The 12530-nt window shown below is 42.5% G+C and carries 9 protein-coding genes; 6 read left to right on the plus strand and 3 right to left on the minus strand.

Going from position 1 to position 12530, the window contains the following annotated elements; all coding sequences use genetic code 11:
- Positions 1 to 11 precede the first annotated feature (11 nt).
- Complete coding sequence (locus tag AQPE_RS02810) at positions 12 to 1268, plus strand: hypothetical protein (RefSeq protein WP_318349530.1); 1257 nt, start codon at positions 12 to 14, stop codon at positions 1266 to 1268.
- 98 nt (positions 1269 to 1366) lie between these two features.
- Here the strand turns inward: AQPE_RS02810 and AQPE_RS02815 are convergent, their stop codons facing one another.
- From AQPE_RS02815 to carA, 3 genes are all read right to left on the minus strand, one after another.
- Positions 1367 to 2560, minus strand: a complete 1194-nt coding sequence (locus tag AQPE_RS02815; protein ID WP_318349531.1) for an aminopeptidase — start codon at positions 2558 to 2560, stop codon at positions 1367 to 1369.
- A 440-nt stretch (positions 2561 to 3000) separates the two neighbouring features.
- A complete protein-coding gene (gene carB / locus AQPE_RS02820; protein ID WP_318349532.1) occupies positions 3001 to 6234 on the minus strand; it encodes a carbamoyl-phosphate synthase (glutamine-hydrolyzing) large subunit in 3234 nt (1077 codons plus the stop codon).
- 80 nt (positions 6235 to 6314) lie between these two features.
- On the minus strand, positions 6315 to 7406 hold the full coding sequence (carA, locus tag AQPE_RS02825; protein WP_318349533.1) for a glutamine-hydrolyzing carbamoyl-phosphate synthase small subunit: 1092 nt from the start codon (positions 7404 to 7406) through the stop codon (positions 6315 to 6317).
- A gap of 243 nt (positions 7407 to 7649) precedes the next feature.
- Here carA and AQPE_RS02830 point away from each other — a divergent pair, with 243 nt between their 5' ends.
- From AQPE_RS02830 to AQPE_RS02850, 5 genes are all read left to right on the plus strand, one after another.
- Positions 7650 to 8132, plus strand: a complete 483-nt coding sequence (locus AQPE_RS02830) for an arginine repressor (RefSeq protein WP_318349534.1) — start codon at positions 7650 to 7652, stop codon at positions 8130 to 8132.
- Positions 8133 to 8244: 112 nt separating this feature from the next.
- Positions 8245 to 8928, plus strand: coding sequence for a GNAT family N-acetyltransferase (locus AQPE_RS02835; RefSeq protein WP_318349535.1), 684 nt, complete (start codon positions 8245 to 8247; stop codon positions 8926 to 8928).
- 104 nt (positions 8929 to 9032) lie between these two features.
- Positions 9033 to 10226: an argininosuccinate synthase gene (locus AQPE_RS02840; RefSeq protein WP_318349536.1), complete on the plus strand. Its 1194-nt coding sequence runs from the start codon at positions 9033 to 9035 to the stop codon at positions 10224 to 10226.
- Positions 10227 to 10326: 100 nt separating this feature from the next.
- Complete coding sequence (argC, locus tag AQPE_RS02845; RefSeq protein ID WP_318349537.1) at positions 10327 to 11295, plus strand: N-acetyl-gamma-glutamyl-phosphate reductase; 969 nt, start codon at positions 10327 to 10329, stop codon at positions 11293 to 11295.
- A gap of 99 nt (positions 11296 to 11394) precedes the next feature.
- Positions 11395 to 12519, plus strand: coding sequence for an aspartate aminotransferase family protein (locus AQPE_RS02850; RefSeq protein WP_318349538.1), 1125 nt, complete (start codon positions 11395 to 11397; stop codon positions 12517 to 12519).
- Positions 12520 to 12530: the final 11 nt, after the last annotated feature.

Here is a 12530-nt window from a genome sequence, read left to right on the forward strand (position 1 = left end):
AAACACCCGAAATGAAATTCAAAATAATAATATTCCTATTCCTGACAACACTTCCCGGAATTACGCTGTTGGCTCAAAATAGTACCAGTTCGCCCTACTCCGGATTTGGGATTGGCGAACTTGAAATGTCATCCGGAGGAAGAAACGCTGCCATGGGCCAAACCGGAATTGCTACACGTTCGAGCCTATTTCTGAATACTGCAAACCCAGCATCACTTACCACCATCGAACCTCAAAGTTTTTTACTCGACATGGGGTTCAATTTAAAATATACCAAACTGGAAAACTCTAGCAAAAGTGTGAATGTTACTGATGGCAACATAAGCTGGGTTCAAATAGGTTTCCCGATCACAAAAAAAATATTTGGCGGATTTAGTTTAAACCCGAAAAGCAGCGTTGGCTACAGCATATACTCCGCCAAAACAATTGAAGGAACTTCAATCAAGTATCCGTCAATTTATGAAGGCACCGGAGGATTAAGTGAGGCCGCCGCACTGCTGGCGTGGAAACTTTCAAAAAATATATCGTTTGGGGCAAAAACCGGCTTCATTTGGGGCAATGTTACACAAACCATGAACCAAAGCATTGGAGTATCGTCAACGACATACGAACTGGCTCAGGAAGATAAAACGTATTATTCTGGTGGCTATTTTAATCTGGGAACACAAATCATCATTCCTGTCAATTCAAAATCGAGTATTATATTGGGCGGCATTGCAGGTATTAGCAGTAAATTAAACGCCGAAACTTCAACAACCATTACAAAAACTTACAGCAGCACCTCCGAAGTCGTTTCAAGTGATGTAAAATCAACCAATTCGATGAAACTTCCGTTGGATGTTGGTGCAGGAATCTCCTATTTATATGGATCGAAATGGGTTGCAACGATTGATGTAAAGCAAAGCAACTGGAAAAATGCCACGATAGATTATAATCCGAATAAGCTAACGACAAATAACAGCTATCGGTTTGGTATGGAGTTTTCGCCTAAAGACGATCAGCGTTCTTTCCGCCAAACCACTAAATATCGCATGGGATATCGTTACGAAAGCGGATACCTGAAACTTTACAACAACCAGATACATGAACAAGCCATTACGTTTGGTGTCGGAATACCAATCCGGAAAGACCGAAGCTATGCGAATTTCTCAGTCGAACTGGGAACTCGCGGAACAACAGCAGCTCATCTGGTCAAAGAAGATTATATAAAACTGAATTGCAGCTTTAATCTTTGGGACAAATGGTTCATCAAAAGGAAGTTTGAATAGAATACAAAGACAATTTTGCAAAAAATAAAAGAATCGTCCGTAAAGAAAGAAGGTCATCCCGAGTTAAAATCAGGATGACCTTTGTATTCAAATTTCAATTAATTTTTCAATACTCCATTTTCAACAAGAACCTTTCCATCCACTTTCAAAGTGCTTCCAGGCAAAAAAGAAGCCATTGAATAGGGAGATTTATTATCACCACCAGCCCATACATTGTTACCAATACCAATGGTAACCATGCCTGCCGGCATCCAGGCAACCAGTTTACTGCCTGGTTTTAAAGTCACGTTCGGGTTTATTCCCAAATCAATAAAAGCAAAATCTTCTTTACCTGGCCCGGCTGCATCGTACATCTTCTGGAGTGGCTCAAGTCCCGATTTGGCTGTCATGGAAATAAGTTTACCAGCTTTAAATGTCAGGGTAAGTCCAACAATTTCTTTATCCTGAAAGAATTGGCGGTCAACTACAACAGTTCCTTCGGCAGTGCCCGGAACCGGCGATACATAGGCCTCTCCCGCAGGAAGAAAAACCTGCGAAGTTGCATACCCTCCCTTCAGGTCTTCAACCGAAAGAACACCATCGCTAACAATAACCTGCCGTTTCTCAATGTTCAATTTCAGGTTGGTTCCATTTGGGTTAGTCAGCACAACTTCATTTCCACCAGCAAGTGTTGACTGCACCGACTTTCCGGTTGCTTCTAGTTTGGTGTAATCTACATTAACGCCTTCCCAGAACAAATCAGATAACTCCTTTAAGGTGAGGCCAAACTGCCTGGCACTGGGTTCAGTCGGATAAAGTCCGTTCCCTAAATTCACGCCCTTTACGTTTCGCTTGGCGACCAAATCATTCACCGGTTCATAAGCTTTGCCTCTTGCAACAAATCTCTCAGCCGGAATATCAGACAATAATCCGATGGTTTCGCCATAGTCCACGCTGATTACGGCAGTGATAAAACCAAATAGTTTTAAATCAAGTTCAGGAGTTCGCGAATCATATTTTACCGGCACTTCCGTAACCCACCGCCGCGTCAACCGGTCGCTCCCGATGGTCAAAATCGGATAAGCACCTTTCTTACCCACATTGATCGCAATATCTTCCAACAATTCCAAATCGCGCATGCCTCCCGATACCAGAACAAATTCACCTTCGTGAATATTCGCACATTGGTTGACCAGTTTCTGGGCCAAAGCTTCATTTTCGGCCTTGCCCATGTCAGCCAATGGCTGTGCATTTGAAACAAATAAAAAGCTTACTAAACAAATAATAACTGCTAAAGTCTTTTTTGATTTCATACGATTTTCTCCTTTGCTTTTAAAACATTGAAATACTTCATGTAGATTTCTGTGTTGACGAAATAGAATAATTGCGAGGAAATATTGAAGATTATCGGAGAGTTTACCGTTTATCAAACGGTACTGAATCCATTTGGAATTCGCTTTCTTCAGGCTTTAAAGCCAGTTCAGAAAATCCAACTGAGTTGCAGAAATAATTCAGTTGTCAGGCATCCATTTTAAGAGTATCTGACAAAAAAAATCGTGTTCTTTGCAAGGCATCTTAAATCAGATAACAACAACAAAACCAAATAGTTTACAGGGAGCTGAAATATAAAAATTTGAATCAATCCCAGAAATCGATAAAAGAAAAAAGGTCATCCCGATTTTTCAGGATGACCTTTGTATTTTGTTTTGTAGAGACGTTGCATGCAACGTCTCTACACGGATTCTGTGATAAATTAATCTTTGTATTCGTCCCAGCTTTTAATCGACAAATCTTCAATTCCGTATTTGCAGAAAGCATAAATAAACGCACTTGCAACACGGGCATTGGTGATGAGCGGAATGCTATAATCGATCGCACTGCGGCGAATGGTGTATCCGTTGGTGATTTCACGGGTAGTATGATCTTTCGGAATATTGATCACCAGATCAATTTTCTTGTCCTTGATGTATTCCAGTGTATTCGGATGTTTGTCGGTTTCGTCAGGCCAGTACAAACGAGTCGATGCAATGCCGTTATCAGCCAGGAACTGCTGTGTTCCGCCAGTTGCAAAAAGGTTAAATCCGCGTTCCGACAACATTCTGGCGCTTGCCAGCAATTCGATTTTCGAGCGGGTTTCTCCCGAAGAAATCAGAATGTTTTTCTTCGGAATGGAATAACCAACAGAAAGCATCGATTTCAAAATGGCTTCGTAGTAATTTTCACCGATGCAACCTACTTCGCCGGTCGACGACATGTCAACCCCCAAAACGGGGTCAGCATTCAGCAGACGGGCAAAGGAGAATTGAGCGGCTTTCACGCCCACATAATCCAGTTCGAACAGCGATTTGTCAGGAGTCTGGAACGGGGCATCGAGCATAACCTGAGTCGCAATTTCAATCAGGTTGTATTTCATCACCTTCGACACAAACGGGAAACTACGCGATGCCCGAAGATTACATTCAATCACTTTGATGTCATTATCCTTTGCCAGCAGCTGCATGTTGAAAGGCCCGGAAATGTTGAGTTCCTTGGCAATCTGACGTGCAATCTTTTTAATACGACGAATCGTTTCAACATATAATTTCTGCGGAGGAAAAACGATGGTTGCATCGCCCGAATGAACTCCGGCAAATTCAACGTGTTCCGAAATCGCATAAGCCACCACTTCGCCATTTTTAGCCACGGCATCAATCTCGATTTCTTTCGCCTGCTCAATAAATTCTGAAACCACAACCGGATGTTCTTTCGACACATTGGCGGCCAAAGTCAGGAAATGCTGCAACTGATCTTTATTCGAAACCACGTTCATTGCTGCTCCTGAAAGCACATATGATGGACGAATCAACACCGGGAAACCTACTTCATCAACAAACGTGTAAATGTCTTCAATACTTGTTAATTCAGACCAACGTGGCTGATCGATGCCAATTTTATCGCATAACGAACTGAATTTTTGGCGGTCTTCGGCACGGTCGATATTCAATGGCGATGTTCCCAAAATGGGTACATTCTGCCGGTGCAATTTCATGGCGAGGTTGTTTGGAATTTGACCTCCCATTGAGAGTACCAAGCCTTTAGGAGCTTCCAGATCAACAATATCCATCACTCGCTCGAAAGTTAGTTCGTCAAAATAAAGCCGGTCGCAAGTATCGTAATCAGTACTCACAGTCTCCGGATTGTAATTGATCATGATTGAACGGTAACCTTCTTTGTGAATGGTGGTAATCGCATTTACGCTACACCAGTCGAACTCAACCGAACTCCCGATACGGTAAGCGCCAGAACCCAAAACAATCACCGATTTATCATCGTGCTGAAATTCCACATCGTGTTCGTTTCCGTTGTAAGTCAGGTACAGGTAATTGGTTTGTGCCGGATATTCACCTGCCAGCGTATCAATTTGCTTAACCGAAGGCAGAATGTTTTTGCTTTTACGCCAGTCACGTACCGTAAGCAAATCCTGATTAATCGCTTTGTTCGACGACTTCAGCACCAAACGGGCAATCTGGAAATCGGAATATCCTTCTTTTTTAGCCTGAAGCAATAATGAATCGTCCAATGCAGGAAGTGAATTTACTGCTTCAAGTTTATTTTTTGTGACATGAATGTTCTGTAATTTTTGCAGGAACCAACGGTCGATCTTGGTTTTTTCGTAAATATCATCCACCGAATAACCTTTATTGAAAGCCTCGGCAATCGCGAAGATTCTGCGATCTGTAGGGTGAATCAGTTCCTCATCAATCTGCTCAATAGTAATTTCTTCTTTGTTGGCTACAAAACCATGCATTCCGATTCCAACCATCCGGATACCTTTCTGAATGGCTTCTTCGAAAGAGCGACCAATCGACATGATTTCGCCCACCGACTTCATCGAACTCCCAAGGTTTTTCGATACTCCGGAAAATTTATTTAAGTCCCAGCGTGGAATTTTACAAACAATATAGTCGAGTGCAGGCTCGAAAGCTGCTGTAGTCACTTTGGTTACCTGATTATTCAGTTGATGCAAGCCGTAGCCCAGCCCTAATTTGGCAGCCACAAAAGCCAGTGGATAACCAGTTGCTTTCGATGCCAGCGCTGAAGAGCGCGACAGACGGGCGTTTACCTCAATCACGCGGTAATCTTCAGAGTGCGGATCGAGTGCATATTGTACGTTACACTCGCCTACGATTCCGATGTGACGGATAATCTTGATGGCCAGTGCACGCAACTTGTGGTATTCTGAATTCGATAAGGTTTGCGATGGAGCAACCACGATACTTTCGCCGGTATGAATTCCCAGCGGATCGAAGTTTTCCATGTTACACACCGTGATACAGTTGTTGAACCTGTCGCGAACAACTTCGTATTCAACTTCTTTCCAGCCTTTGATAGACTCTTCAACCAAAATCTGAGGCGAATACGTGAATGCTTTTGATGCCAGCGATTCCAGTTCTTCGTCGTTGGCACAGAAACCGCTTCCCAATCCACCCAACGTATAGGCAGCCCGGATGATAATCGGATAGCCAACAATTTTAACCGCTGCGAAAGCTTCTTCCATATTCAAACAGGCAATACTTCGAGGAGTTTTCACATCGATTTCGGCCAGTTTTCCAGCAAATATTTCACGGTCTTCGGTATCGATAATCGACTGTACCGGAGTTCCAACCACTTTTACATTGTATTTTTCCAGAATTCCGCCTTTAAAAAGTGCAACGCCGCAATTCAGCGCAGTTTGTCCACCAAAAGCCAGCAAAATGCCATCAGGTTTTTCTTTTACAATAACCTGCTCCACAAAAAACGGAGTTACCGGAAGGAAATAAATCCGGTCGGCAATGTCTTCCGAAGTCTGGATAGTCGCAATATTCGGATTGATCAGAATGGTTTCCACATTCTCTTCCTTCAGGGCTTTCAGCGCCTGCGATCCAGAGTAGTCGAACTCACCGGCCTCACCAATTTTCAGCGCTCCTGACCCCAGTACGATTACTTTTTTAATGTCTTTATTTATCATGTTTCGAAAAGTTTCAAGTTTCAAATTCCAAGTTCCAGGTTTTCCGGACTCCGGTCTTCTGACTCCGGTCTTCTGACTTTTTACTTCTTATTCTTTTTGTATTCAATCACATTATTCATGAAATCGTCGAATAAAAACTCGGTGTCAACTGGTCCGCTGGCGGCTTCAGGATGGAACTGAGTCGAGAAGAACGGTTTGGTTTTGTGGCGGATTCCTTCGTTGGTTTGATCGTTTACGTTGGTAAACAGCGGTTCCCAATCGGCAGGCAATGTTTTGGTATCAACCGCAAATCCGTGATTCTGCGAAGTGATAAAACAACGGTCGGTTCCCTGCAACAATACCGGTTGGTTGTGGCTTCGGTGACCAAATTTCAACTTATAAGTTTCAGCTCCGGCAGCACGTGCCAGCAACTGGTTTCCGAGGCAAATACCCATGATTGGCTTTTCGGCATCCATCGTTTTGCGTATGTTTTCAACCGTGGCATCGCACAAAGCAGGGTCGCCAGGACCATTCGAAAGGAAGATACCGTCAAAATCTTCGTTGTTGAAATCGTAATCCCAAGGCACAACGATTACAGTTGCATTTCGTTTGATCAAACAGCGAATGATGTTGTATTTCACTCCACAGTCAACCAGAACGATGCGGTGCTCTCCATTTCCATAGACTTCGACTTTATCAGTGCTTGCAATCGCAACCAGATTTTCCTGATTCGGATCGTAAAAATCGATCACCTCATCGTCGAACTCAATTTTGCCAAGCAATGAACCTTTTACACGGATAATCTTGGTCAGCGCACGGGTATCGATTCCAAATAAACCAGGCACTTTTTGCTCTTTCAGCCAATCGCCCAGACTCTTGATGGCGTTCCAGTGGCTATATTCAAACGAATAATCCGAAACAATTAAACCCGTAATGTGAATCTTGTTTGACTCATAAAATTCATACAGATTTTCCTCTTTCGAGTCACTTGGCACACCATAATTTCCAATCAATGGGAAGGTTGAGACAAGGATCTGGCCCGTATATGAAGGATCTGTTAAACTTTCCGGATAACCAGTCATAGCGGTGTAAAAAACGACTTCTCCAGCTACCGACTTTTCATATCCGAACGACTTTCCTTCAAAAGTTGTCCCGTCTTCAAGAATCAATCTGACTTTTCTAAGTTGTGTCATCGTTGCAATGCTAAATATTAAAAAAAATGCGTTTGGCTACGGCTGTAGGGCAAACGCATGGTTGTTATTTCGTAAACAAACTTCTTTCCTATGTATCTTCGGATTTTCAACCCGATACTTTTCAAGTTTCAATTCGTTTGTGTGTTTTAATTCTGCTACAAAAATAGATATTATTTTCTGAAAAAAAAGCTTGCAATTAATATTTTTGCATATTTTTGCATCAGAAATGTATAAATATTCAAAATGAAGAATCGCACAAAAAGACAGCTTGCCATTAAACAGGCAATTCTTAATGGCCGGATCAGCAGTCAGGATGAGCTTTTGCACATCATGAAAGATCAGGGTTATGAATTGACTCAGGCAACCTTATCGCGGGATTTAAAAATTTTGAAAGTTGCAAAAGTCTCCGATCAGGCTTTGGGCTATGTATATGTTATTCCTGAGGGTGCAAATACCGAAAATCAACGTGAAAATTCGCGCATCAATTTCCTGGCCGATGGGTTTCGCGATTTGCAGTTCTCCGGAAATATGGCAGTAATAAAAACGATGCCTGGTTACGCTAGTAGTATTGCTGTTGTAATCGACAATGCCGAGCCATACGAAATCATAGGAACCATTGCCGGCGACGATACCATACTGCTCATCATGCGCGAAGGAGTTACGCAAAGCGACATGATCAACAGTCTGATTTTGATTATGCCAAAACTGGAAGATAAACTGGGTTAAGAAAGAGATAGCAGTTAACAAGAAAGTCAACTATTAAAAACAAAATACAGGAAAGAAAAAGATTTGTGAGGATTTTGAAATTCCTGAAAACAAAAATTTATCAACAACAAAAATGAAAGATTTAAAAAATATTCAAGTTTTCGTGGCCACTGAAGAGCACCTCAAATATGTTGACGAGGTGAACGATGCCATCGATATTGCTTCAAAAGAGCGCGGAACCGGTATTGCCCGTCGTACACACGAATACATTGCCGACAAAATGCTACAAGGCAAGGCGATTATTGCCCTCGAAAACGGCGTAACTTTTGCCGGATTCTGTTACGTAGAAACATGGGGCGCCAAAAGCTTTGTGGCCAACTCGGGATTGATCGTCGTGAAAGAATTCAGGGGAATCGGACTTGCAACTGAAATCAAACGTAAAGCATTTTCTCTTTCAAGACAGCTGTACCCCAACTCCAAAATCTTTGGGCTGACTACTGGCTTGGCTGTAATGAAGATTAATCATGAATTGGGCTACCGTCCGGTTACTTTTTCGGAATTGACTGACGATGATGTTTTCTGGAACGGATGCAAAAGTTGTGTGAATCACGATATTCTGGAGCGTACAGGCAGAAGCAAATGTCTTTGTACAGGAATGTTATTCGATCCGGCATGGGAACAGGCCAAGAAACCCGAAGAAAAAAAGCAAAATGGTGGCTGGGCAATTAAAGGAACGTTGCTCGATATCATCAATAAATTAAAACCAAATAAGAACGGAACTCAACCAAAAGAAGGTCGAAAATTTTTCATTTTTTAAGTTATTGACCACAAAACGGATGGTTATTCTCGTAAATTCAAAACTTTGCTTTTTTTAAGCCTCCCCTTTAGGGGGAAGTTTGGAGGGGGCTTTAAAATATAGTCATGAAAGAAAAAGTAGTTTTAGCATTTAGCGGAGGTTTAGATACTTCGTATTGCGCCAAATACCTGTCGGTAGAAAAAAATCTGGAAGTTTACACTGCCATTGCAAACACTGGCGGATTCAGTCAGGCAGAACTGGATGCCATTGAGAAAAAAGCCTACAATCTTGGGGCAGTCAAACATGTTGCTTTAGATGTCACCGACACCTATTACGAAAAAAGTATCAAATACATGGTTTTCGGAAATGTTCTCCGAAACAATACCTATCCCATATCGGTAAGTTCTGAGCGTGTATTTCAGGCCATTGCCATTATTGAATATGCCAAGCAAATTGGCGCCAAATATGTAGCTCACGGAAGTACCGGCGCAGGAAATGATCAGGTTCGTTTCGATTTAACCTTCCAGATTTTGGCTCCTGAAATCGGTATCCTCACTCCTACCCGCGACCTCGAACTCAGCCGTCAGGAAGAAATTGATTACCTGAAAGCGCATGGCGTTGAAGCCGACTGGAAAAAGATGGATTACTCCATCAACAAAGGACTATGGGGAACAAGTATCGGTGGAAAAGAAACCCTGAAATCGAACAAAACTCTTCCTGAAGAAGCTTATCCATCGCAATTGACCGAAACCGAAGAAAAAGAAATTACGCTCGATTATATTGCTGGCGAATTAAAAGGTGTGAATGGCGAGATTTTCGAAAATCCGGTAAATGCAATTCGTGCCTTGGAAGCTGTAGCATCTCCATACGCTGTTGGCCGTGATATGCACATTGGCGACACGATTATCGGGATAAAAGGCCGCGTAGGTTTTGAAGCCGCTGCGCCAATTATCGCGATAAAAGCACACCAGATGCTCGAAAAACACACACTCACCAAATGGCAGCAATACTGGAAAGAACAACTGGGCAACTGGTACGGAATGTTCCTTCACGAAGCTTTGTATTTTGAACCAGTAATGCGCGACATCGAGAAATTCCTCGAAAATTCGCAGCAAACCGTTACCGGAAAAGTGATTGTGAAATTAAAACCTTACAATTTTGTTCTGGTTGGTGTTGAATCAGATCACGATTTAATGCGCTCTGAATTTGGTGAATATGGCGAGAAAAACTCTGCCTGGACTGCCGACGATGTGAAAGGCTTTACTAAAGTGCTTTCAACTTCGCTGAAGATTCACAATTCAGTGAACCATTCATTTTAAATGATGATTCGACCCCGACGGGGTCGCAGGATTATAGATGGAATGTAGTTTTCTACCAATATACGACCCCAGATAGGGTCGAACAACACAATAAATTGAAATGATCAAAGTAGGAATAATAGGTGGCGCCGGATATACAGCCGGTGAATTGATCAGGATTTTGCTGAACCATCCGCAGGCTGAGTTGACTTTTGTTCAAAGCGGCAGCAATGGAGGCAATTTACTGTCAGACGTTCATACCGATTTGCTGGGTGACACCGACATTAAATTTGTAGCCGAAGCAGATTTCTCACTGATCGACGTGGCTTTTTTCTGCATGGGGCATGGAAAATCGAAGGAATTTCTCCAGAAAAATACAATTCCTGAAAATGTAAAAATCATCGATTTGAGCCACGATTTCAGGTTAAAGCGCGAAGGAAACGAATTCGTTTATGGTTTGCCTGAATTGAACCGCGAATTAATCCGGAAGTCGAACCGCATTGCTAACCCGGGATGTTTTGCGACCGGAATTCAACTGGCCGTTCTGCCTTTGGCTGCCGCTGGTTTAATTAAAGATGAACTGCATGTCAATGCCATTACTGGTTCAACCGGAGCAGGACAAGCACCAAGCCAAACCTCGCATTTCAGTTGGAGAAACAACAATGTATCGGTTTATAAAGCGTTCGAGCATCAGCATTTGGGCGAAATTGGCCAAAGTTTCAAACAACTTCAGCCAAACTTCAATTTTGATATCAATTTCATTCCCGTCCGGGGAAATCATACCCGAGGCATCTTTGCCTCTGTTTACACCAAATTTGACGGTTCTTTAGAAGAAGCCGTCAAGCTATATCAGGATTATTATGCGTCACATCCGTTTGTATTTGTGAGCCAGACCAATCCCGATTTAAAACAAGTGGTAAACACCAACAAAGCGATAGTTTACCTCGAAAAACATGGCAATAAACTGATGATCCTTTCGGTAACCGATAATCTGCTGAAAGGTGCCTCCGGACAGGCCGTTCAGAATATGAACCTGATTTTTGGCCTCGAAGAAACGCTAGGCTTAAATTTGAAAGCGGTGGCATTTTAAAATAATTGTTACGGGTTACGGGTTGCGGGTTACGAGTTAAACCCCAACACGAAACTCGTAACACGAAACTCGTAACACGAAACTCGTAACATTTTTATTATGAATTTATTCGACGTATATCCATTACAAGATATCACTCCCGTTAAAGGAGAAGGTTGTTACATGTCGGACGAAAACGGTATTAAATACCTTGATTTATACGGCGGTCATGCTGTAATTTCGGTAGGACATTCGCATCCACATTACATCAAAAGACTGACCAACCAATTAAACCAAATTGGTTTTTATTCCAATTCGGTGCAGGTTCCTCAGCAAAAAGAGCTGGCCGAAAAGCTTGGACAAGTTTCTGGCTATCCCGATTACCAGCTTTTTCTGGTCAATTCAGGAGCCGAAGCCAACGAAAATGCGCTGAAACTGGCGTCTTTTGTGACAGGCCGCAAAAAGATAGTGAGCTTCAAAAAAGGGTTCCACGGGCGCACTTCGGCCGCTGTGGCTGTAACCGACAATCCTAAACTGGTAGCTCCGATCAACGAAACATCCAACGCCGTTATTATTCCATTCAATAACCTGGAATTACTGGAAGAACAGCTAAAAACCAATGAAATTGCCGGTGTAATTATAGAAGGTATTCAGGGAATTGGTGGAATTCACGTTCCTGCTGAAGGCTTTTTGGTTCAGGCCGAGAAACTGTGCAAACAATACGGAGCATTGCTGATTTTGGACGAAATACAATCGGGATACGGACGCAGTGGAAAATTCTTCGCGCACCAGTACACCACAGTAAAACCTGATTTAATTACTGTAGCCAAAGGAATGGGCAACGGATTTCCGGTAGGTGGTCTGTTGATTGCTCCTGAAATCAAACCTTGGTACGGTATGTTGGGAACCACTTTCGGCGGAAATTACCTGGCCTGTGCTGCAAGTCTGGCTGTTCTGGAAATAATGGAGAACGAAAAGCTGGTCGAAAATGCCGCAGAAGTTGGTGAATATCTGATCAATAAACTTAAATCCTTTTCAGGAATTAAGGAAGTTCGGGGACTTGGGTTGATGATTGGGCTCGAATTTGATCAACAAATTAATGACATTCGTCATGTTTTATTAAAAAAACATCATATTTTTACCGGCGTAAGTGGAGCAAATACAATAAGACTACTTTCACCGCTAACTTTGACCAAGGAACAAGCCAATGTCTTCCTTGAAGCATTGACTGAAACGCTTGGATAACTAAATTTTAT

The sequence above is a fragment of the Aquipluma nitroreducens genome, assembly GCF_009689585.1.
Lineage (GTDB): Bacteria > Bacteroidota > Bacteroidia > Bacteroidales > Prolixibacteraceae > Aquipluma > Aquipluma nitroreducens.

Bases quoted from the DNA above. Each gene is read 5' to 3' on its own strand.
- AQPE_RS02810 (WP_318349530.1), top strand. From the start codon at position 12: ATGAAATTCAAAATAATAATATTCCTATTCCTGACAACACTTCCCGGA.
- AQPE_RS02815 (WP_318349531.1), bottom strand. From the start codon at position 2,560: ATGAAATCAAAAAAGACTTTAGCAGTTATTATTTGTTTAGTAAGCTTT.
- carB (WP_318349532.1), bottom strand. From the start codon at position 6,234: ATGATAAATAAAGACATTAAAAAAGTAATCGTACTGGGGTCAGGAGCG.
- carA (WP_318349533.1), bottom strand. From the start codon at position 7,406: ATGACACAACTTAGAAAAGTCAGATTGATTCTTGAAGACGGGACAACT.
- AQPE_RS02830 (WP_318349534.1), top strand. From the start codon at position 7,650: ATGAAGAATCGCACAAAAAGACAGCTTGCCATTAAACAGGCAATTCTT.
- AQPE_RS02835 (WP_318349535.1), top strand. From the start codon at position 8,245: ATGAAAGATTTAAAAAATATTCAAGTTTTCGTGGCCACTGAAGAGCAC.
- AQPE_RS02840 (WP_318349536.1), top strand. From the start codon at position 9,033: ATGAAAGAAAAAGTAGTTTTAGCATTTAGCGGAGGTTTAGATACTTCG.
- argC (WP_318349537.1), top strand. From the start codon at position 10,327: ATGATCAAAGTAGGAATAATAGGTGGCGCCGGATATACAGCCGGTGAA.
- AQPE_RS02850 (WP_318349538.1), top strand. From the start codon at position 11,395: ATGAATTTATTCGACGTATATCCATTACAAGATATCACTCCCGTTAAA.